Origin of the sequence: Acidovorax sp. BLS4 (assembly GCF_032929295.1) — a bacterium.
Taxonomy (GTDB): Bacteria; Pseudomonadota; Gammaproteobacteria; order Burkholderiales; family Burkholderiaceae_C; genus Paracidovorax.
In genome coordinates, this window is record NZ_CP136797.1 from 3,554,547 (window position 1) to 3,577,721 (window position 23,175).

General features: G+C 63.8%; 12 protein-coding genes. 3 read left to right on the top strand and 9 right to left on the bottom strand.

The window, feature by feature from the left end:
• Positions 1-14 precede the first annotated feature (14 nt).
• Genes R1Z03_RS16440 through R1Z03_RS16450 form a run of 3 tightly spaced genes read right to left on the bottom strand, consistent with a single transcriptional unit; the run spans position 15 to position 4,056 of the window.
• Entirely contained in the window at positions 15-2,378 is a 2,364-nt protein-coding gene (locus tag R1Z03_RS16440; protein ID WP_317352870.1) for a xanthine dehydrogenase family protein molybdopterin-binding subunit, read from the bottom strand.
• Positions 2,375-3,457 (bottom strand): xanthine dehydrogenase family protein subunit M, encoded by a 1,083-nt coding sequence (locus R1Z03_RS16445; RefSeq protein ID WP_317352872.1) that lies wholly within the window; start codon positions 3,455-3,457, stop codon positions 2,375-2,377. Before R1Z03_RS16445 ends, R1Z03_RS16440 begins: the two co-directional genes overlap by 4 nt.
• Positions 3,454-4,056 carry a 2Fe-2S iron-sulfur cluster-binding protein gene (locus R1Z03_RS16450; protein WP_317352875.1) on the bottom strand — a complete coding sequence of 201 codons (603 nt, stop codon included), beginning with the start codon at positions 4,054-4,056 and terminating at the stop codon, positions 3,454-3,456. The genes R1Z03_RS16445 and R1Z03_RS16450 overlap by 4 nt, the downstream gene beginning before the upstream one ends.
• Positions 4,057-4,351: 295 nt before the next feature.
• Between R1Z03_RS16450 and R1Z03_RS16455 the strand changes: the two genes are divergently transcribed.
• Entirely contained in the window at positions 4,352-5,035 is a 684-nt protein-coding gene (locus tag R1Z03_RS16455; RefSeq protein WP_317352877.1) for an MOSC domain-containing protein, read from the top strand.
• A 39-nt stretch (positions 5,036-5,074) separates the two neighbouring features.
• Here the strand turns inward: R1Z03_RS16455 and R1Z03_RS16460 are convergent, their stop codons facing one another.
• From R1Z03_RS16460 to R1Z03_RS16480, 5 genes are all read right to left on the bottom strand, one after another.
• On the bottom strand, positions 5,075-5,284 hold the full coding sequence (locus tag R1Z03_RS16460) for an MbtH family protein (protein WP_284429821.1): 210 nt from the start codon (positions 5,282-5,284) through the stop codon (positions 5,075-5,077).
• Positions 5,285-5,303: 19 nt separating this feature from the next.
• Entirely contained in the window at positions 5,304-6,575 is a 1,272-nt protein-coding gene (locus R1Z03_RS16465; protein ID WP_372588163.1) for a nucleotide disphospho-sugar-binding domain-containing protein, read from the bottom strand.
• Between the two features lie 66 nt (positions 6,576-6,641).
• Entirely contained in the window at positions 6,642-14,156 is a 7,515-nt protein-coding gene (locus tag R1Z03_RS16470) for a non-ribosomal peptide synthetase (RefSeq protein WP_317352883.1), read from the bottom strand.
• 1,153 nt (positions 14,157-15,309) lie between these two features.
• Positions 15,310-16,749, bottom strand: coding sequence for a D-aminoacylase (locus R1Z03_RS16475; protein ID WP_317352886.1), 1,440 nt, complete (start codon positions 16,747-16,749; stop codon positions 15,310-15,312).
• Positions 16,750-16,757: 8 nt separating this feature from the next.
• Complete coding sequence (locus tag R1Z03_RS16480; RefSeq protein WP_284402992.1) at positions 16,758-17,762, bottom strand: tripartite tricarboxylate transporter substrate binding protein; 1,005 nt, start codon at positions 17,760-17,762, stop codon at positions 16,758-16,760.
• A 200-nt stretch (positions 17,763-17,962) separates the two neighbouring features.
• Here R1Z03_RS16480 and R1Z03_RS16485 point away from each other — a divergent pair, with 200 nt between their 5' ends.
• Positions 17,963-18,829, top strand: a complete 867-nt coding sequence (locus R1Z03_RS16485) for a LysR substrate-binding domain-containing protein (RefSeq protein WP_317352893.1) — start codon at positions 17,963-17,965, stop codon at positions 18,827-18,829.
• Positions 18,830-19,161: 332 nt separating this feature from the next.
• Here the strand turns inward: R1Z03_RS16485 and R1Z03_RS16490 are convergent, their stop codons facing one another.
• Positions 19,162-21,864 (bottom strand): excinuclease ABC subunit UvrA, encoded by a 2,703-nt coding sequence (locus tag R1Z03_RS16490; protein ID WP_317352896.1) that lies wholly within the window; start codon positions 21,862-21,864, stop codon positions 19,162-19,164.
• Between the two features lie 118 nt (positions 21,865-21,982).
• On the opposite strand from R1Z03_RS16490, the gene R1Z03_RS16495 reads away from it, so the two are divergent.
• Positions 21,983-23,173, top strand: coding sequence for a glycoside hydrolase 100 family protein (locus R1Z03_RS16495; protein ID WP_284429815.1), 1,191 nt, complete (start codon positions 21,983-21,985; stop codon positions 23,171-23,173).
• Positions 23,174-23,175 lie beyond the last annotated feature (2 nt).

Genomic DNA, 23,175 nt, shown 5'->3' on the forward strand with positions numbered 1-23,175 from the left:
GCGGCCCTGGCCGTCTACAGGGACACAGCGTCCTCCGCGGAAGACGGCACGGCCGGTGGTGCAGGGAGCATCACCTTGTCAGGCGTCATGGGGGTGGAGCGAACGCGCCGGCCAGTGGCATGGAAGATGGCATTGCACACGGCCGCCGCCACACCCACGATGCCGATCTCGCCCACCCCCTTGGCGCCCAGGCGGCTGACGATCCGGTCATCCTCCTGCACAAAAATCACGTCGATCGGCGGAATGTCGGCGTTGGTGGCAATGTGGTATTCCGCATAGTTGTGGTTCATGAACCGGCCCAGGGCATGGTCGGTCTGCGTCTCTTCATGCAATGCCTGGCTGATACCCCAGACCACGCCCCCGGTGATCTGGCTGTGGGCCGTTTTGGCATTGAGAATGCGCCCCGCAGCGATGGCACTGACGACCCGCGTGACACGAACCGTTCCCAGAGCCTCGTCTACCCGCACTTCGCAGAACACGGCGGAGTGGGTGGCCCTGACGAACTTCTTTTGCCGGAGCACGTTGGGAAGCATGAGGTGCCGCACCTCGATCATCGAGCGCCCTTGCGACGCCAGGATGTCGGCGAACGTGACACCCAAGTCCTGCGGTAGGGCGTCCCGGCGACGCATGCGACCCTCCTTGAATTCCACCTCCTGGAGCAGCACCTTGCCGAAGCCCATGCTCCGACTGCGCCTTGCCAGCGCCCAGAGCAACCGTTGCAGCTTCTCGCATGCGCCCTCCACCGCGGCACCGACCGTCGCTACATGCGACGAGCCGCCTTCCACAGGGGCCAACGGCAGGTTCGAGTCGCCCAGGGCGAAGGTTACCTGTTCCAGTGGCAATCCCATCGCTTCGGCGGCGATCATGGCCATCACCGTGTAGGTGCCGGTACCGATGTCGGAGGCCGCACTGCTCACGACCAATCGCCCGTCGGCATGCATCACCGCGCGAACGCGCGCGAACATCTGCATGGCATCCCAGGTGCCCGTGGCCATGCCCCAGCCAATCAGCTCTCGCCCCTGCTGCATGGAACGTGGCTCCAGCGGGCGCTGCGCCCAACCGAACCGCTCCGCACCTTGCTGGTAGCACGCACGCAGCTCCTTGGTAGAAAAAGGCAACCCCTTGGAGGCATCGCGATCGGCGTAGTTCTTGAGCCGCAAGATCAGCGGATCCATGCGCAGCTGATAGGCCAATTCGTCCATGGCCACTTCCAGCGCGTGCACGCCATGGGCGGCCCCCGGTGCGCGCATATCGAGGGGGCTGTACTGGTCGAGAGGGACCAATCGGTAGCCGAGGCTGACGTTGTCGCACTGGTAGAGCTGGCCGGACCAGTTCACCACCACTTCCACGTAGTCTTCCAGGCGCGAAGTCTCGGCCACAGCTTCGTGCATGACAGCCTTCAGAGAACCATCGTGGTCCGCGGCCAGCCTGACGCGCTGCCATGTCTCGGGCCGGTGCCCGAACGTGAACATCTGCTGGCGCGTGAGCACCACCCGCACCGAACGCTGCAGGTGCAATGCAGCCATCACCGCCAGGATGAGCTGGTACTGCGGCCGCAGGCCCGACCCGAATGCGCCGCCAACGAAAGGATTGCGAACGGTCACCTCTTCCTGCGAAAGACCGAACACGCGCGACACCACCCACCGGCTGTTCTGCGGGCTCTGGGTCTTGTCATAGATGGTGAGATGGCCATCGGCACTGCGCAGTACGGTGGAGGCATGCATCTCCATCGGATTGTGGTGCTCCACGCCGCTGTAGTACTGGGCATCGATCCTGACCGGCGCCGCGCCGAACGCTCGGGGGGCATTCCCCCGGGGCTTGGGTGGCGGTGAGTAGCCAGCCTTGAGCCGGCTCGGTTCCCGCGCATGGCGCAAGTTGTGCACCAGATGGGTCTCGTGTTTTTCAACCTCGTAATCCAGCTCCACCAAGGCAGCTGCACAGCGCGCAGCCTCGAACGACGTGGCAACCACCAGCGCGACCGGCTGGCCGCTGTAGTGGATGCGCGCGTCGTGCAGGGGCTTGAACGGCGAGCCCCCAGGGGAAGTCATGTCCTTGTAGAAAAGATCGAGCGACCGAACCGCGGGGCGGTTCATGTGTGTGATGACATCGAGCACGCCCGGCACTGCACGCGCTCGATCCGTCCGCAGATTCAGAATCAGCCCTTTTGCCACGGTGCTGTTGACAACCACTCCATAAATCAGGTCATCGCTGGCATGCTCCGCAGCGTAGCGCGCCTGGCCCATGACCTTGAGGCGGCCATCGATGCGGGAGACGGGCGCACCCGTCTTCACCAGCCCGGTGCCAGGCTCCGCCATGGGCTGCTGGGGGAGGGCCTGCCCGGCGCCGGGGTCTGTCCGGAAATCATCGTGGGTGCTCATGGTTGAAATTCCTGTACAGGTCCGGTACCCAGCTCTCCGGTGTTGGTCAGTTCGCCATCGCGCGCCATCTCGAGCGCACGCACGATGGCACGCCGGGCCAGAACGATCTTGAAACGGTTGTCACCGGGTCCACCCGGGGCCCCGTGGCCGCAGGCATCCCGCAAGAGCAACTGCGCCGCCGCATGGAAGGCCGCAGCTTCCGGCGGCTGCCCCTCCAGAATCTGTTCCGCTTCGGCGTCGCGCCAGGGCTTGTGGGCCACGCCGCCCAACGCAATGCGAGGGCTTCGCATCAGCCCGGCAGCGTCCAGCTCGAACGCCGCAGCCACCGACACCAGGGCGAAGGCATAGGAGGCCCTGTCACGCAGCTTCAGATAGGTGCTGTGCTGCTGCAGCCCGTTGGCCGGCAGTTCGATGTGCACGATGAGTTCATCGCCCGACAGCGTGTTGTCGCGCTGCGGCGCGTTGCCTGGCAATCGATGGAAATCGGCGAACGCGATGGTTCGCTGCCCGTTCGGCGATTGCACATGCACCACCGCATCGAGCGCGGCAAGCGCCACGCACATGTCAGACGGATGCGTGGCCACGCAATGGTCGCTGGTCCCCAGGATGGCCAGTTGCCGGGCCAGCCCTTCACGCGCGGGACAACCCGTGCCCGGCTCACGTTTGTTGCAGGGTGTTCCCGTGTCGTAGAAGTAGTGGCACCGCGTGCGCTGCAACAGGTTGCCCCCATTGGTCGCCATGTTGCGAATCTGCGGCGATGCGCCTGTCAGGATGGCCGCCGACAGCAACGGATAGCGTTCGCGCACCAAGGGATGGCGCGCAGTGTCCGCATTCCGTGCCATGGCTCCAAGGCGCACGCCTCCATCGGGCAGGGCCTCGATGGAGGCCAGCGGCAGGCGGCTGACATCGATCAGCCACTGTGGGCGCACGACGTCTTCCTTCATCAGGTCGATCAGGTTGGTTCCCCCCGCGAGAAACTTGGCCTGCGGTGCGGTCTCGCCAGTGTCTGACGCTTGGCCGCGCATTGCAGACAGGGCGGCATCGGCAGTGGCGACGGCTTCGTACCCGAATGCCCTCATGCTTGGCTCCCCTGCACCTTGAAGGGGCCGGGCGATGAATAACACATGGCATCGACCCGGATGCCAGCCACCTGAGCGACCGCCTGCACGATCTGCGGATAGGCCCCGCAACGGCAGAGGTTACCGCTCATGCGCTCCCGAACCTCCTCAGCCGTGTGCACTCCCCCTTCGTTCAGCAGACCCACCGCGGAGCACAACTGCCCTGGTGTGCAATAGCCGCACTGGAATGCGTCATGGTCGATGAAGGCCTGCTGCAAGGGATGCAGTCCGGTGTCTGTGAGCCCTTCTCCGGACAGGGCGGGCAGCCCCTCCACCGTGGTGATGTCCACCCCATCCTGCATGACCGCGAGCGTGAGGCACGCGTTGATGCGCTTCCCATCAGCCAGCACGGTACAAGCGCCGCACTGGCCATGATCGCAGCCTTTCTTGGTTCCCGTTAGCCCCAGCCGATCGCGCAGCAGGTCAAGCAGCGTGACCCAACTGGGAACTTCGACATGGTGGTCATGGCCATTCACGCGCAGTCGCACGGAGTGGGCAGAAGCAAGGCGGTCGCCGCAGCTCTCATTGCGAGCTGCTGACAAAGGTTGGCTGGATTGCATGGCGCTTCTTTCACGGCCTGGTGGGCGAGCCAGTTTGCTCGGCAGGCCGCAGCCGGGTTGTAGGAATTGCGCCTGCATCCGCCGTCGCATGGAAATTTCTGTCAAGCTGTGGAACAAAGCTCTGCCCACACGCCGTTCCCGCCCCTTGCCGCCTCCCCAGATGCCAGCCGCTGCCCCTGCGAGTGCCCTCACTTTGCAGTTTTCCCTATCCATGCCCTGGCGGGCCGTGGGCACACTGCAAGGTCTGTGCTTGCACAGTCAGGCCGCTCCAAGCCCCCAGTTGGTATCGGAGGCCATGGCCATGGCCGATCAGGGATTGCTTGGCGACCGGTATGCCAATCGGCTTTCGCCACGCCAGGTTTTGCTGGCGGGGATAGATGCGTATCGCGACCTCCAACTGCCACCTTCCACGCTGCGCGAAAACCTGCTCATCGATGGCCCCACGGCAAGCCTGCCCTCCGGGTCGCTGTTGAGAATCGGCCCGGAGGTGGTGCTCTGGATCACCTTCCAATGCGAGCCCTGCGCCCGCCTGGAGCAATGCCGGCCGGGCGTCGTCAAAGCGTTGAAGGGACGTCGCGGCACACTGGCGCGGGTGCTGCAAGGCGGCATGCTGCGGGTGGGCCATGCCATTTGCCAAGGACCTGCGCCGATTCCCCCTCTGAGCGACGATTGGAAGGATCGCATCGTCGACATCGTGCGGCGGATACCGGCTGGCAAGCGCGTCGGGTATGGGCAGTTGGCCGAACTCGCTGGCGTCGCCAAGGGGTACTGCCGGGCATTCCCACGGGTGTTGAGCCAGTGGTGTCCTGACATGGCAGAGCGTGCGCAAGCAGGCATGGTGACGCATGCACAAGAGCGCTGGGAGGGCACCGAACTCTTTGATGTGCATGCCCTCCTGGCTGCGCAGGCCGCGCGCCACGGAATGGGCGTCCAGACCGTCGCATGGGCCGCACAAGGGTTCCCGGAAAAAACGCGTTGAATCCCGAAGGAAATTTCGCGGCGGCCGATGGCACGGCGATCAACCGCCCATTGCGACGACCAGTGAACGGGGCCGCATGTCCCTCCAGTGCGTTTCGATGTACGAACGGCACGCTGCTCTGTCGGATGCAGGCAAGGCCACCTCCCAGCCAGCGGGCACATCGAGAAACGCGGGCCACAGTGAGTGCTGGCCTTCGGGATTGGTCAGCACCAGGAAACGGCCGTTCTCGTCGTCGAATGGATTGCTCATGTCAGGTCTCTTTGGAAAATCATGCAAATTCCGCGATGGCGGGGGCTCTTTCATGCAACGTCACCAGGGCCGATGCGATCTCGGTCAGCGCGTGGTGGCGTGCGAAATCCAGTCGCAGCGCTTGGGCGCGCTGCCGGTAGGAAGGGTCGTCCAGCAGTTTGCGCACCGCATCGCCGATTTGACGCGCGCTGGGCTGCCCGGTGGCCAGGTTGATGCCGGCGCCCGACCAGGCGACTCGCGCGGCGATTTCCGGCTTCTCCTCGGTCGCGCCCGCCACGGCCAGCGGCACGCCCAGACTGAGCGCATGGTTGACCGAGCCATATCCACCATTGGTGACCATGGCGTGCACCTTGGGCAACAGCCGGTCATATGGCAAAAATGGCACCACACGGGCGTTGGCGGGCAGCATCGCGGCGCTGAGGCCTGGGGGCACTGGTCCGCCCGTGGTCGCAATCACCTGGATGTCATCGAACCTGGCCAGCGCCTGCACGGTGGGCCCGATCAACTGCGCAGGGTTCTGATTGGCCAGCGTGCCCTGCGTGACCAACACGACGGACCGGCCGTCATCCAGTTCGGGCCACCAGCCAGGTGGGTTGAAGTCGGCACGTGACGGTGCCAGCAGCGGCCCCACGAACCGGACGGAGCCAGGCAGGTCGCTGCGTGGATACTCGAAAGATGCCGACGTCAGTTGGAGGTACCGATCCGGCAGCGTCACCATCGCATCGATGAAAAAATGGGGCAGTGCCGGCGCTCCCAAGCGCGCCAGTTCACCATTGAAATGGCGTTGCACATCGCCGAACATCACCTGCTGAAGATTGCGGTTCATGGCTTGGTTGCGAGTGCGACCTTCGGCCGTGGACGAAGGCGGCAGCGCCGTGCCAAAAAAGGCAGTGTCCCGGCTGGACAGCGCCAGCGCCGAAATGCCGATGGCGACGATGACGGGCCGCTCCTCCCGCGGTCCCAGCAGCATCGGGAACGTGCCGCAAAACATCGTGTCCACCAAAATGGCATCGGCATCGAAATGCGCCAGGATGCGCCGCAACCCCGCCAGTTGCGGCGCCATCGCGTCGGCAAAGAAGTGCTTCAGTCCAAAGCACAGCTGCGCATGGGCGGAAGGCTGTTGCAGACGTTGCGGAAACCGCCGGTCCAGCTCCTGGTGCTCGAAGTCAATCGACGGATCGAACGCGGTGAAGGACGCGCCCGTGGCCAGGGCCTGTTCCTTGAAGTGGCTGGCAGTTTGCACCCGCACCTGGTGTCCCTGACGCACCAGATGCTGGGCGATGGCCAGCATGGGCAACACATGTCCCGGCAGGGCGGTTGCTGCAATGAGATAACGTGCCATGGTTTCCTCCTTCGTTCAAGAAATGCTGGTTTCCAGGGCACGGTGTGCCTTGGCATCGATACCCAGATCGACGAAATAGCGGTGCAGCAGATCACGATCCACCGGCCGGATTGCCGCACCGATGGATTCAAGTTGCGCGTGGGTTGCCGCGCCGCACACCTTCGGTGGCGTGGCCGATGCGTCATAGCGGTCCAGGATGGCCAGCACGGCAGCCAAATCGCGGTCCTGCCCCTCGGCCAGCCGCACGTGGGCACGCCGCAGCCAAGACTCCAGCGCCACCGGTTCCAGATGCAGCCCGAGACGCTCGAACACCGGAGGAATGTCCCGCACCCGCAGCGGCGCCGGACTCACCAGGTGGTACACCTGCCCCCAAGAAGATGCCCGGGCAGCCAGGCCCAGGATGGCCCGCGCCACATCGTCCACCGGGGTCATGTTCAGAGGCAAGTCCATGTCGGGGATGGACTGCAGGTCCGCATACAGGTGTGCCACCCGCCAGATCAGGTCAGCGGCATTGCAAATCGCGTGATCGTGGTCACCGGTCACGGCACCGAGCCGATAGATGGCCACCGGCATTCCCCGCGCCTGCGCTTCCCGGGCCAACGCGTCGGCGACCCACTTGCTCTGGCTGTAGCCGTCCACCAGGCCGTTCCAGGAAGGCAGCGCCGAACGCTCCGTGACCGTGCCACCGTCCTCGTTCTGGCCAATCACGGCCAGCGTCGAGACGTAATGCAGGGTCTTGGGCCGCCCTTGCGATGTCCATTCGAGCAATGTGACCACGCTGTCCACATTGGGGCCCTTCAGGCTGGCGTACGGATGCAGAAAATCCACCTGCGCGGCGCAGTGGTAGATGGAGTCGCAGCCGTCGCGGACCCGTTGCACGGCGGCTTCATCCAGCCCCAACTGCGGTGCACCCAGATCGCCCGTGACCACCTGGATTCGCGCATCGTCCCATATCGCGCCAAGCTGCCGCTCTGCCATGGCGCGTTGCAGGCGCTGCCGCCCCTGCGCCTCGTCGGCAGCCCGCACGTGGCAGACCACGCAAGCCGAGGTGTCGCGCAACAGCGCAGCCAGCAGATGGCTTCCGACGAATCCGCTGGCCCCGGTGAGAAAGACACGCGCCGGCGTCAGACTGGGCGCCTCGGGCTGTCCCTGGATGTGCTCTGGCAAATGGATCTCGCGCGCCAGATCCAGGGAGACTCCATCGTCGCCAGCCTGGTCCATCCACTGGGCCAATTGTGCGATCGACGGACGGTTGTAAACCTCCGCATGAGGAAAGTCAGGGTGGATCTGGTCCCGGATCCGCATGCCCAACTGGATTGCCATCAGCGAATGGCCACCGATTTCGAAAAAGTTGTCGTGAATGCCCACTCGCGGCAAATGCAGGATGTCAGCCCACAACGCGGCCAAAGCGAGTTCCGTGTCGGTGCGCGGCGCGGCGTAAGGCTGGTCGCCCGGCGCCTGCGGCTCGGGCAGCGCCTTACGGTCCAGCTTTCCACTCGGGCTCAGCGGCAATGCCGGTAATTGAACGAACGCCGATGGCACCATGTACTCGGGCAGCGACAGCGCCAGATGGCTGCGCAGTTCCCCTGACACAGGTTCGCCCTCACCGGTGGACACCACGTACGCCACCAGCCGCTTTTCCCCTGCCACGTCCTCGCGGGCTATCACCGCCGCCTGCGCCACCAGAGGGTGCTGCAGCAAGGCCGATTCGACCTCTCCCGGCTCAATGCGCAAGCCCCGGATCTTCACCTGCTGGTCGGCCCGGCCCAGGAAGTCCAGACTGCCGTCGGTGCGCCAGCGCGCCAGATCGCCTGTGCGGTACATGCGGCTGCCCGGACCGCCATGCGGATTGGCCACAAAGCGCTCTGCGCTCAGCACCGGGCGGCCCAGGTAGCCCCGCGCCAGGCCCATGCCCGCGATGTACAACTCGCCGACCACGCCCGCAGGCACGGGCTGAAGGTCTCCGTCCAGCACGTACATATGCGTGTTGCAGATCGGTTGCCCGATCGATGGCACGGTCCCGGCCTGCATGGGCTCGCTCAGGCTCGCGCAGATCGTGATCTCCGTCGGGCCGTAGGCGTTGATCATGCGGCGCCCTGTCGCCCACTGCGCTGCGAGCGCGGGCGGGCACACATCGCCACCGACCACCAGCGTGCGCAGCGCTGGAAATTCGCCGGGCGGCACCGAAGCCAGCGCGGCAGGCGGAATCAGGGCATGGCTGATCGACTGGCGAACCAGCCCCTGCGCCAGATCCTGTCCCAGCCATGGCGCAGGCCCGGGCAACACCAGCGCCGCGCCAACGTGAAAGGCCATCAACAGGTCCATCACCGACGCATCGAAACCACTGGAAGAAAACTGCAGTACGCGGGCGTCCTGCCCAATGTCCATCTGCTCGGCCATGGAAGCGGCCAGGGAGTGAAGGCCTGCGTGCGGCACCACGACCCCCTTCGGGGTTCCGGTGGAGCCCGACGTATAAATGAGGTATGCCGCCTCCTGCGCGTGAGGGCCATCATGGTGTCGCGCAGCGCCCCAACCGCCTGGGCGGCTGTCCGACTGGATCGCCAGGGCCGCAACCGTCAGGTCGCTGTCAAGCGCCATGCAATGGGCCACATCGCTCAGCCTCGGCAGCAACGCTTCGTGCGTAAGGACGGCGGTGGGAGCGGCCTCTTGAAACACCAGCGCACTGCGTCCTGCCAGATGGTTCGGATCGAGGGGCAGGTAAGCTGCCCCCGCCTTGACGATGGCCAGGTGCGCTACGACCAGATCGAGCGAGCGCGGCAGCACCGTCGCGACGATGGACCCAGCAGCCACGCCCCGTGCCTGCAGCAGGTGGGCCAGGCGGTTGGCCCGTGTGTCGAGCTCGCCATAGCGGATCGTGGTGCCATCCAGAATCACCGCAGGTGCCTGGGGTCGCCGGCTGGCGTGGCCCTCAACCATCGAGGCAATGGTCTTGGTAACCAAGGGGCGCTCGAAGCCGCTCCACTCCTGCAACAAACGGCGGCGCTCCTGGGGATGCAGGATGTCGATGCGGCCCATCGCCTCGTCCGGGGTGTCGCACGCCTGTTCCAGCCAGCTTACCAGCCGGACCGCCAGGGACTCCACGGTGGACCTGTCGAACAGATCGGTGCTGTATTGAATGCCACCCGAGATCCCACCGGGCAGGCCATCGTGATGGCGTTGCTCCGTCAGGATGAAGGACAGATCGAATTTGGCAGTGTCCACGGCCACAGGCTGCGGCGTGATCGACAGCCCCGGAAGACTGAATGACAACCGGCTGCTGTTCTGGAATCCCAGCATGACCTGAAACAGCGGCAGATTGGACCGCGAGCGCCCCGGCCGCAGCAACTCCACCAGGCGGTCGTAAGGAAAATCCTGGTTCGCATAGGCCGACAGATTGGTGGTACGCACACGCGCAATCAGTTCGCGCAACCCTGGCTGGCCCGACGTATCGGTACGCAAAACGAGCGTGTTAACGAAACAGCCGATCAGCCCATCCAGGGCGTGGTCACTGCGCCCCGCGACCGGGCTGCCGATCACGATGTCGTCGCCAGCCCCCAAGCGGCTCAGCAACGCGGCCAAGGCAGCCTGGAGCACCATGAAAACGCTGGCTTGCCCGTCTCGGGCCAGCTGCAGCATGCGTTCATGGACCGCAGCCGGTATGTGCAGCGGGACCACGTCGCCACGGTGGCTGGGCACCAGGGGGCGGGGACGGTCGACAGGCAATGCCATTTGCTCAGTCAGGTCGCGCAGCGCGTCATGCCAGAACCTGCGCTGCCGGCCGGCCAGGCTATCGGGATCGTCTTCGCTGCCCAGCAGCGCCTGCTGCCACAGTGCGTAGTCAGCGTACTGGAGCGGCAGCGGCTCCCAATCTGGAGTCTGGCGGCTGCAACGCGCAGCGTAGGCCACGCTCAGGTCCCGCGCCAATGGCAGCAGCGAAGCACCATCGCCTGCGATGTGGTGGGTGAGCAGCAACAGCACATGCTCGTCCTCGGCCAGCCGGAACAGCGAGACCCGCAAAGGCATCGAATGGCACAGGTCGAAGGCGTGGCGGGCCGCCGCGTGCAACTGCGCAGTCAAATCGTCTTCGCAGGCCTCCGCCTCAATCACGGGTGGGTGGGCGTCGGCACCGTCAAGGATCTGTTGGTATGGCAGCCCCGCCTCATGCGGGTAGATCGTGCGCAAACTCTCATGGCGCTGCACCAGATCGCCCAAGGCGACGTGCAGCGCCACGCGGTCTAGCATGCCGGACAAGCGTAACGCCAAGGGCATGTTGTAGGCCGGATTGGCACCATCCAGCTGGTTTATGAGCCACAGGCGACGTTGTGCGGACGACAGCGGAATCCGCGCCGGGCGGGGCATCGGTGCCAGGCGCGGCCGCGCCACCGCCTCCTGGTCCAGCCGCTCCGCCAGCCCCGCAATGGTGGAGACCTGGAACAAGGTGTCCAGGGGCAGATCGATCAGGAACTGCTGCCGGATCATCGAGATCAACTGCACGATCATCAGAGAATGCCCGCCCAACTCGAAGAAGTTGTCGTGAATGCCGACACGGGGCAGATGCAGTGTCTCGGCCCACAGGTCCGCGAGTGCCTTCTCCGTCGGTGTGCGCGGTGCCGCATAAGCAACGGCGCTTTGTACCTCTGGCGCAGGCAGCGCCTTGCGGTCCAGCTTTCCACTCGGGCTCAGCGGCAGTGCCGGTAATTGAACGAACGCCGATGGCACCATGTACTCGGGCAGCGACAGCGCCAGATGGCTGCGCAGTTCCCCTGACACAGGTTCGCCCTCACCGGTGGACACCACGTACGCCACCAGCCGCTTTTCCCCTGCCACGTCCTCGCGGGCTATCACCGCCGCCTGCGCCACCAGAGGGTGCTGCAGCAAGGCCGATTCGACCTCTCCCGGCTCAATGCGCAAGCCCCGGATCTTCACCTGCTGGTCGGCCCGGCCCAGGAAGTCCAGACTGCCGTCGGTGCGCCAGCGCGCCAGATCGCCTGTGCGGTACATGCGGCTGCCCGGACCGCCATGCGGATTGGCCACAAAGCGCTCTGCGCTCAGCACCGGGCGGCCCAGGTAGCCCCGCGCCAGGCCCATGCCCGCGATGTACAACTCGCCCGTCACCCCCACGGGCACCGGCTGGAGTCCACTGTCCAGCACCACCATTTGCGTGTTCCAGATGGGGTGGCCGATGGGTACGCCCTCCGAACCCGGCTCCATCAGCGGCGTGCTTGGGCAGGCCCATGCAGTCACATCGACAGCCGCCTCCGTGGGACCGTACAAGTTGTGCAGTTCACATCCCAACTGCTGGTGAAATTTGCCTGCCAGCGCAGACGACAGGGCCTCGCCGCTGCAGACCACGCGCCGCAGGCTGGCACAGGCGGATGCTGCCGGCTCCAGCAGGAAGACCTCCAGCATCGAGGGCACGAAATGCAGGGTGGTGATGCCTTCGCGAACGATGATCTCGGCCAGGTAGGCTGCATCCTTATGCCCTCCCGGCTTGGCAAGCACCAGCGTGGCGCCGTCGATCAGGGGCCAGAAGAACTCCCACACCGACACATCGAAGCTGGAAGGGGTCTTCTGCAGCACTCGGTCATCGGCTTGCAGGCCATATTGGTTCTGCATCCACCGGAGCCGGTTGACGATGGCACGGTGCGATACAGCGACCCCCTTCGGATTTCCGGTCGATCCAGACGTGTAGATCACATAGGCCGGCTGCGCCGTGTCAAGCGTTCCCAGCGGCTCCGGGCGGGTCTCGGGATGTCTGCCCAATTCGTCGATGGTTTCCGGGTCATCGAACAGCACAAACGACACTGGTGCGGCCAGGGTTTGCGCTAAAGACTTGGTCGTGACAAGGCATACCGGCCGGGCATCGCCCAGCATGTAGGCAATGCGATCCGCCGGAAAGTCCGGATCAACCGGCAAATAGGCGGCCCCGGTTTTCAGAATGGCCAGCAAGGCCACCATGAGATCCAGCGACCGCGGCACGGCGATTGCCACAACACGCTCCGGCCCTGCGCCACGCGCACGCAGCAGGTGCGCCAACCGATTCGCCCTTTGATCCAGTTCACCACGGCTCAGCACTTGGTCCTCGAACCGCAAGGCAGTGGCTTGGGGGTCAGCCAGCAAACCAGCCTCAATGCAGGTCGACAGGTGAATGTCGGGCACCGCCTGCTCCGTGTCATTCCAACCCGCCAGCACCTGTTGGCGCTCCTGCGCGCCCAGCAACTCGATGCGTCCGATGGCCTGATCCGGCCGCTCGATCACGGCCGCCATGAGCGTCAGCAGCCGCCGCTGATGCTCGGCCAGGGTCTGTGCGGTGTACAGTGCTGGATTCGCATCGAAATCGATCTGCAGATCCTGGCCGTTGCCGCGCTCGTACAGAAAGATGCCCAGATCCTCTGCCGTTCCGTTGGAAAGATTACGTGGTTTGGCCACGTGCCCCGCAAAACGGAAGTCGTAGTCGAAAGGCTCCACATTGACGACCGTGGTGAAGAGTTGCCGGTGGTTCAGCAGAAGATTCAAATCACCCCGCAGGGTCTCGTAGCGATAGCACTGGTGCCGCAGGATCTGGCGCATCTGGCGGCCCACTTCGCGAACGAGCTCAGGGAAGGAAAGGTCAGGGCGCATGGACAGGCGCAGCGGCAATGCATTCGCCACCATGGCAGGAACCCGTCGCATGCGCTCGTTGTGCCGCGCGGTGACCGGGATGCCGATCACCATGTCTTCAACCCCCGTGGTGCGATAGAGATAGGCAGCCGTCGTGGCGATCAGGATCTGAGGCAGCGTGCTTCCCCAGGCCTGGCCGATGGCATGAAGCGCTTGAACGCTGGCGGCCGGCAGGTGCACGGTCTGGCGCAGCAGGCCGCCGATGTTCACCGACTGACGCGACGCCAGGGTCAAGGGTTCCGGCACGTCAGCAAAGCGCTCCATCCAGTATTGGCGGTCCCTCGGAAACCGACCGGATTCACGGTAGGCGCGCTCCTCTTCGGCCAACTGTGCCATCGGTGCAAGTCGCGAGGTTTCAGGAATGGTGTTCCCCTGAGCCAGCGCCGTGTAGATATCCGCAATGCGCCGCGCCACCAGGCCGCCACCGAAACCATCCAGCAGGATATGGTGGCTGCGCTGATAGCAGACATGCCGCCCTGGCGCGAGTCGGATCAGCGCGCAGAGCCACAACTGCCCTGATGCCAGTTCTGCCCGATGACTGAAATCAGCCTGCATCCATGCCTGCGCTGCGGCCATCGGGTCGGCCTCGCCGCTGAAATCGAGGAAGGGCAACTCTCCATTGAAGGTCGGTGCGAGCACCTGCTTCGGGCCTTGCCCCGCATCGAGAAAGTTGAGCCGCGTGGCCTCGGCTTCGTCGGTGACTCGGCGCACCGCCTCGGCGAACAATGCGGGATCGATGTCTCCCTCGATGTCGATGGCCTCAGCCAAATTGAAGTTGGTGTCTGCCGAAGCGAACTGAGACCCCAGCCACATGGCCATCTGGCCTGCCATGAGCTCGGCGGAGCCACCGGATTGATCGACCGTATTCATGCAATTCTCCCTGTCGTATGGACGAAAGTCAGCATCCGCACCTGCACCGCACGGACGTATGTCGCTCTTGAAATCGTTATTGGCAGGCTCGCAAGAGCCTGAGATCGCGCTGGCCGGCCAGAGCCGGCCGGGTGTGGAACGTGCCGGCATCGCGCGGCCTTGGCGGCCCGCGCCTGCCGGGCTTAGTCGACGTTCGAGATCAAGGGAAGAAAGCCCTTCACCGCCGCCCTGGAAAACCGCCTGAATGCACCGGCCAGCCGGCCTCGCCCCCGCCGCATGGCGGAGCAGTGGCGCGTTGCAGCGGCGTGAGGCAAAAACATCCACACACATCCAATGCGCTAAAGACACCGGAGCGTTTACTCGCGTGGGGGCGCCGGTAGGCGGAGCAAGACCAAGCCCTCCCATGGCCCGCGGGTGGAAACATTCTGCGGCGTCCGACGTCGCTTTTTTGAATGCACGCCCGCAGACGCAACCCCGGCCTCCCAGCACCTTGGACGCCCATGCAATGACGCGCCTTCCAAATCACGCCCATACGCTGCGCCCACCCTCTCCATTGATTCAATGACATGAATCCCTCCCGTCCCTGTCCATTACGGCTGTTTATTTTGAGCCGACACATTTATTTTCAAAAAGTCTATTAGGGGTGATCACTCTCAATGCAAGGGTTTACCCTTATTATTCAAACAGTGAATAATCCCTTCAAACGCAAATCCACAAAAACCCATTACCAATAGAAAAATATAATGATCAATCACTGCCCGTTCGACCATTCCATATCGCACACAGGCCATGACTACTCCGAGATGAGATTCAGGCCCCCTTCTGCTAACGATGCATGCCTCACGCACCAAAGTATTTTTTATTTACAGCATCGATAAATATTTGAGATTCTTTATTCACACAATCACAAAGAATGTCTTATCGGACACAAGAAAAAACTTCTTATGAATTCTTATCAGATGCAATTATTGAAGGAGTTGATTAAATCAATTATCGGTATCTGATAAAAATGGGCGAAACTGCTTAATCACATCGACAGAAACATCCACGCTCGTGGTGCGGCGATGCTGCAGAGCCATCCAGCCTCCAGTCAATCAATCGCCCGGACGCGCTTGGCATGCCCGCCAACCAAGTGGCTTCCTGCGTTCGGAAATCAGAACGAGCGTTGTCGCCGCAACACATGACCTGCATGCGCATTGACGGTATGGCCATGCGCGCAAGCCAGCTGGCCATTGATGAACACTGCATCAATGCCTGCGCTGGGTGCGGTAGGCTGTTCGAACGTGGCACGGTCCGCGATGCACGTCTCATCGAACACCACGATGTCCGCCGCATGACCCTGGGCGATCACCCCCCGGTCGCGCAGCCCGAAGCGGCGGGCGCTCAACCCAGTCATCTTGTGCACCGCTGTTTCGAGAGAAAACAGGCGCTGGTCGCGCGCGTAATGCCCCAGTACGCGGGGGAAGGTTCCCCATAGACGAGGATGCGGCACCGCATCGTGGGCCAGTCCGTCCGAGCCGACCATCGTCAAAGGGTGTCGGAGGATGCGGCGCACATCATCTTCATGCATGGCAAAGTACACCGCACCCGCGGGAGACAACGGCTCCACCAAGGATTCGGGGGAACAGCCCCGTTCGCGCGCCATTGCAAACAGCGATTTCCCAGCCGCCGATGGATCGCCAACAGACCAAGTAACGAGAACCTCCCGGGACTGCCCGACGCGGCTGGCCAGCAGCATGGTGGACGAAGCGTTGTAGGGATAGCAGTCCATACAAACGGGCTGCGACAGCGCGGCGGCGTCGACCACGGCCAAGGTGTTCACCGAGCGCCCATGGTTGCGTTGGCCAATCAACTTGTGATGCGACAGCACAGTGCTCACCCCCAGCGCCTGGCCAATGTGCAAGGCTTCGCGCAATGCATCGTCAATGGCATCTGCCTCGTCGCGGATATGCATCGTGATCAGGCCCTGCGCCGCCGAAAGCGGAGCGCCCACCGCAATCACCTCTTCTGCCGTGGCCGCCCGGGCGGGAGGGTAGTAAAGCCCGGTGGACAAGCCGAAAGCGCCCGCATCCAATCCTTCGGCCAGATCCCTGGCCATGCGCTCAGCTTCGGGCGGGGTGGCCGGTCGACGCAGGTCCGGCACATGGCGCACCCGCAAAGTGGAGTGCCCCACCAGGCATGCCGCATTCAGCGCCGGCCCCGCGGCCTCCAGTGCATCGAGGTAGTCACCGAACCGGTCATACCGCCAGTCGTCCGCGCCAAGCAGGTCCAGTGGTGCTGGCGGTGTCTCATTGCTCAGAAGCGGCGCCAGGCTGATCCCGCAATTTCCGGTGACAACTGTGGTCACGCCTTGCGTGAGCTTGGGATGGGGGCCGGCCGGTGATGTGAGCAACAACCGATCATCATGGGTATGGACGTCGATGAAGCCGGGGCACACGATGCGCCCGACAGCGTCGTGGCGTTGGCGGGCAGGCTGTGCTGAGAGGTCACCCACGGCGAGAATGCGCCCGCCTGCAATGCCGACGTCGGCCTGCCGACGAGCCGCTCCGCTGCCGTCCACGACGGTGCCTCCGAAAATGAGGAGATCGAACATGGCCTGCCTCACCCCACCTGGGCACCCGAGCGCTTGACGACGTCTGCCCACATTGGTGATTCCTTTCGGGCCCGCTCGATCAGGCGCTCTGGAGGGCCAGGCGTCAGTTCGAAACCGAGGGCCGCGTATTTCTCTTGCACGGGGGGCAGGCGAAGAGCGTCATTGAGGGCCTTGTTGAGCTGGGCAGCAATCGCGCTGGGCGTGCCAGGCGGGGCGACGATGCCACCCCAGCCCACGGTCTCGTAACCCTGCACGCCGGCCTCTGCCACGGTGGGCACCTGCGGCAGTTGCGGACTGCGCGCGGCGCCTGTCACGGCCAGCACGCGCACCCGGCCCGACTGGATGTGCGGAAGAATGGAGCTGAGGTTGTCGAACATCAGGTCCACCACGCCGCCCATCAGGTCAGTGATGGCCTGCGGGCTGCCCTTGTAGGGGATGTGCGTCATCGACACCTGGGTCGATGCCTTGAACAACTCGCCGCTCAGGTGCCCCGTGGTACCGCTGCCGCCCGAAGCCACCGTCAACTCCCCGGGCTTGGCGCGCGCAAGCGCGATGAGGTCCTTCACGCTCTGCACGGGCAGGTCTTTGCGCACCACCAGCGCGTTCTGCACGAACCCGATCAAACCGATGGAAACCAGTGCGTCAGGGTCGTAAGGAAGCTTGGAATACAGGGCCTTGTTGATGGCCAGGGTGCCCACGTTGGCATAGCCCAGCGTATAGCCGTCTGCAGGGGCACGAAACACGTCGGCCATGCCGATATTGCCGCTGGCACCGGGCTTGTTGTCCACCACGAAGGGCTGGCCCAGTGCTTTGGGCAACTCGTTCGTCAGGATGCGGCAGACGGCATCCGGAGAACCGCCTGCGGCCGATGGCACGACCAGGCGAATGGGACGATCGGGATACCCTGGCGCCGCCCGGGTCGAATCCGGCAACAGTGCGACGGAGGGGGTGAGAGAGACCGTCTGCAGCCAGCGGCGGCGCGACAGGGATGCGGGGCGGAGCGGAGCGTTCATCGGTGCATTCCTTCAGTTCGTTGGATTCAACCGCATGAATGCTAGAAATCGATCTGGCTTGGCACAAACCATGTTTGCTGGGGATACCATGTCTTTTTCTCATGCACCATTGCGGTGATCTTTGACCCCTTCCCGGTGCATCTTGCTGCCGGCATGTGCATTGCTCATGGTTTCCCTTCATGTACCGTGCTCCATCCACCATGTCCCTGCTATGCTTGGAGGCCAGCGCGCGCCTCGGCTCGTTCACTGCCGCAGCCCAGGAATTGCACCTCACCCAGGGCGCGGTGAGCCGGCAGATACAGGCCTTGGAATCACGGCCGAACGTGCGTCTGTTCGTTAGGCGACGTGAATCGCTGATCACCACCGATGCCGGACGCTACTACCTCGAGGAGATTGCGCCATTGCTTCAGCGCCTGGAGCGGGCCACGGTCAATGTGATGGCGTTCAAAGGGCGCGGCGGCGGGTTGGCTTTGTCGGTGGGCGCTTCGATCGGTGCGTATTGGCTCATCCCCCGCCTGCCTGCATTCACCCGGGCGCATGGAGAAATTACGCTGAGCTTGAGCACACGCGTGGGCCCCGCCGACTTCAAGACTGGCACCATTGATGCTTCCTTAGAATTCGGCGATGGCCAGCGCGCCGGCCTGTGCTGCGACTTCGTGGCGGCACTGGACCTCGCACCCTATGCCGCCCCCGCCTGGGTGGCGCGCCACGGCGCGCAGATCGGGGCAGCAACGCCCGGTTCGGGGCTGCTGCATCACCACACACTGCCGGATGCCTGGGAGCAGTGGTTTCTGGCAGAGCAAATCGACGCTGACCCCGGCCGCGCCGGCCCCCGCTTTGAGATCATGTCCATGGCACTGAATGCCGCTGTGGCGGGCCTGGGCGTGGTCTTGCTGCCGGACTACATGGCCGACGACATGGTTCAGGCCACGCGGCTTGTGCGCCTGTCTTCGCGCACATGGCGCAGCCCCAAGGGCTACTACCTCGTTTATCCGGAAGAGTCAGTGCAATCACCGACCCTGCAGACCTTTAGGAGTTGGCTGCTGGATTCAGCGCAGCAGCATTGATGGGAGACCCTCCAAGCCAGTGCGTTCACTCTGCTGCCGTGAACGGGCTCGACAAGCCCAACCTCTCGTTCACCCCCTCACACAAGGATCAGTGCATTCCGCAGAAGACGACATGGCCTCGCCCGGACTTCCTACAAGGCGTGGCTGACAACGCATGGAAGCTCTGGGCTTGATCAAACGGAGTCTTCTGATGCGAAAAATGATTCTCATGGCTGTCGCCGGCTATCTCTGGAAAAAATACCAGTCTCGCAAGACGACAGGTAGCACAACCACCCCATCACGCGGTTAAGCGGGGCGGTGCATCCTACCGTTGCTCATGGGTTCCTGCTCGCTTAGGCTTCAGTTGTGATCACTCCCAACACCGCTTTCAGGTAGGCGGCGGTGCGAGACTCTGCACAGCGTGCCACCTCCGCCGGAGTTCCGCTCACTACGATGCAACCACCCTGGGCGCTTGCCCCCGGACCGATGTCGATCACCCAATCGCTAGAGGCGACGAAATGCATGTCGTGCTCAACCACTACCACCGTGTTGCCTGCCTGCACGAGAGCATCCAACTGGGATAGCAGGCGGTCCACATCGGCTGGATGCAAACCGGTGGTCGGCTCGTCCAGCACATACAGCGTGTGCCCGCGTTGCGTGCGCTGTAATTCGGTGGCGAGCTTGATGCGTTGTGCTTCGCCACCCGACAGTTCCGTGGCGGGCTGGCCAAGGCGCAGGTAGCCGAGACCGATGTCGCGCAGGACTTGCAAAGACCGGAAAACAGTGGGTTCGTCCACGAAGGTATCGCATGCTGCGTCCACGGTAAGTGCCAGCACGTCGGCAATCGACAGTCCATTCCAGGTAATGGCCAATGTCTGGGGGTTATAGCGTGCTCCGTGACAAGTGGGGCAAGGCGCATAGACACTGGGCAGAAAGAGCAACTCCACGCTGACGAAACCTTCGCCCTCGCAGGTGGGGCACCGACCTTTCGCGACATTGAACGAAAACCGCCCTGCGTCGTACTGCTTCTTTCGTGCAGCAGGTGTGGCCGCAAACAACTTTCGCACGGCATCGAAAAGGCCCGTGTAAGTGGCCAAATTGGAGCGGGGCGTGCGTCCAATGGGTTTCTGATCCACCCGCACCAGCCTGCGCACCTGATCGGTTGCGCCACCCAGTCGGCCCACGGTGAGAATGGCTCCACCCAACTCAAGAGTAGCACCCGGATCATCATCGCCAGCAGCCGCATCGGGCGGTCCTTCCGGCATGCCACCGTCCTCGGGCGTCGGCATGGGCTGCCCCAGATGGGCGCTGACCAGTTCCAGGAGCGCTTGGCTGACCAGACTCGACTTGCCTGACCCTGAAACACCGGTTACGGCGGTCAGGCAGCCGATGGGGAAAGCCGCATCCACACCATGCAAATTGTGCCGATGCACATCCTCCAATGTCAGCCAGGCTTGCGGTGTTCTCTGAACGCGGCGATCACGTGCAACGTCGTCGAACAGATACCGGCGTGTATGGGAGTGCAGCACGCGGGCCAATCCTGGCGGTGGGCCGCTGTAAAGCACCTGCCCACCATGCTCTCCGGCGTCCGGTCCCACATCCACCAGCCAGTCGGCACGGCGCATGGTGGCGATGTCGTGCTCCACCACGAAGATGGAGTTGCCGGCGGCTTTCAGACGCTCCAGCGCCGTGAGCAACGATGCGCTGTCAGCGGGATGCAGGCCTGCAGAAGGCTCGTCGAGCACGTACACGACCCCGAAGAGTTGCGATGCGAGCTGGGTCGCCAGACGCAACCGCTGCAACTCGCCGGGCGACAGGGTAGGTGTGGCGCGATCGAGCGACAGATAGCCCAGTCCGAGGTCCGTCAATGCGCGAACACGGGAAAGTAGCTCTTGCGAAATGCGCTGAGCGGCCAATTGCTTCTCCGCCGACAGGTTGGGCGTACGGCGGACGTCGGACGCGCCCGTGTGGCCCGGAGCTCCTGCCGCTTCGCGCTTTGCGGCCGCACGCATGCGAGCCGCTTTCGACAAGCTGGCGCCTGCATTTTCCGAGGGCCCACTGGATGGCGAACCCTCTGCCACCGGCCCGAGTACATCGGCCAATGCGGACAGGGACAGGTGCGCGAGGTCGCCGATGTCCAGTCCGCAAAAAGTGACGGACAGGGCCTCCGGCTTGAGCCGTTTTCCATGGCACACGGGACAGGGCGTCCCCACCATGAACTGGGCCACCTTGCGCTTCATCATGGCGCTCTGGCTGGTGGCGAAAGTCTGCATCACGTAGCGGCGAGCGCCGGTGAAGGTGCCCATGTAGCTGGGCTGCTGCTTGGCACGTCGCGCCCGGCGTACCTCCTCCATCGTGAAGCCTGCGTACACAGGGACTGTCGGCTGCTCGTCGGTGAAGAGAATCCAGTTCCGCGTCTTGCGCGGCAGATCTCGCCAAGGCACATCGACGTCATGCCCCAGCGTGGTCAGGATATCGCGCAGGTTCTGCCCTTGCCAGGCGCTGGGCCAAGCCGCCACAGCCCGCTCGCGCAGGGTGAGCGAATCGTCGGGCACCATCGAAGCCTCGGTCACCTCGTAGACATGGCCCAAGCCGTGGCAGTGCGGACAAGCGCCCTGTGGGGTGTTGGGCGAAAAGTCTTCCGCATACAGCATAGGCTGTCTGGCTGGGTAGGTTCCAGCGCGGGAGTACAGCATGCGTACCAGGCTGGAAATAGTGGTCACGCTGCCCACGGAAGATCGTGCGGTGGGCGTGCCCCTTTGCTGCTGGAGGGCCACAGCGGGCGGCAAACCCTCGATGGCATCGACCTGAGGCACGCCCACCTGGTCGATCAAACGACGCGCATAGGGCGCCACCGACTCAAAATACCGGCGCTGCGCTTCCGCATAGATGGTGCCGAACGCCAGCGAGGATTTACCGGAGCCCGAGACGCCGGTGAACACCACGATGGCATTGCGGGGAATCTCGACATCCACATTTTTCAGGTTGTGTTCCCGTGCGCCCCGCACAAGAACGAATCCATCGTGGTTATTCGCCCGCTTCGATTGGTTTGGCATAGGATGGATTGTCGTTTCCGTTGATTTGCAGCGATGTGCCGCGCAAAAGGAGAAAGGGTCAGCGCTCGCCACGATCGGCAAAATCCACGCATCGTTCACTTTGGCATCTGAACTGCCCATGTCCGACCATACCCTTGATCCGTCCTCGCTCGCCTTGATTGAAACCTGCTCGGAAGCTGCGCTGACGCTGCTGGAGAGCAACCTCACCCAGCACGGCATTTTGGCGGCAAGCCGCACTGCGGCTGCAGAGGCGCGACGCTACACGCGCATCTTCGGGCGGGATGCAGCGATCTGCGTGATGGCCATGTGCGGCAGCGGAGTGCAGGCGCTCGAACAAGGCGCTGTGGCCAGCCTGGATGCGCTGGCAGTGAAGCAGGCGCCTAACGGGCAGATCCCCAAGTACGTAGATCCGGAAGGCCATGATGCGGACTTCTGGTACCTGGGTTGCATTGACGCCACGCTGTGGTGGCTGATCGCGGTGGACCACGTGCGGCGCCATGGTGAGGTGGGGGCGGACCACTGGGCCAGCGAAGTCGACCGAGCGATTGGATGGCTGCTGGCACAAGAGCATCAGCACTTTCGCCTCTTGCAGCAGAACGAGGCAAGCGACTGGGCGGACATCATGCCGCGCTCGGGGTACGTGCTCTACACCAACGCGCTGTGGTTCGACGTCAAGCGCCGCTTCGCGCTGTGCCATGCGGACGAGACGCAGCACCACTTCAACCATCTCTTCAATCCGTTCCAGCGCGATCTGCACCAGTACCACCGTGCGCGCCTGCTGCAGCACTATGCGCGCCGTGGCCGCCGGGATCGTGGGCTCTACCTGAGCTTCGTGAATCTGGCGGTCGTGGGGGACGAAGGCGATGTGTTCGGCAATTTGCTGGCCATCCAATGCGGCCTGGCCGACGAGGCCATGTCGCACAGCATCACGAACGCGATCGGGGCCGCGCGGGCCAGCGATCCTTATCCGGTGCGGGTGGTGCTGCATCCCCTGTCGGAACAGCACGATCTCTGGCGAGCCTACATGGGACGGCATCGACAGAACCTTGCGCACCAGTACCACAACGGAGGTATCTGGCCCTTCGTCGGTGCTTTCTGGGTCATGGCACTGACGAAGGTGGGCCTGCAAGCAGAAGGCTGGGCCGAACTGGTCAAGCTGGCGCGCACGAACGAACTCGACAATTGGCGCTTCACCGAGTGGTTCCACGGCCGCACGCTGGCGCCGCTCGGCATGGCCGGGCAAAGCTGGAATGCAGCCACCTTCCTGATGGCCCGGCGTGCGCTGCAGGGTCAAGAGACGGCTTGGTGAAA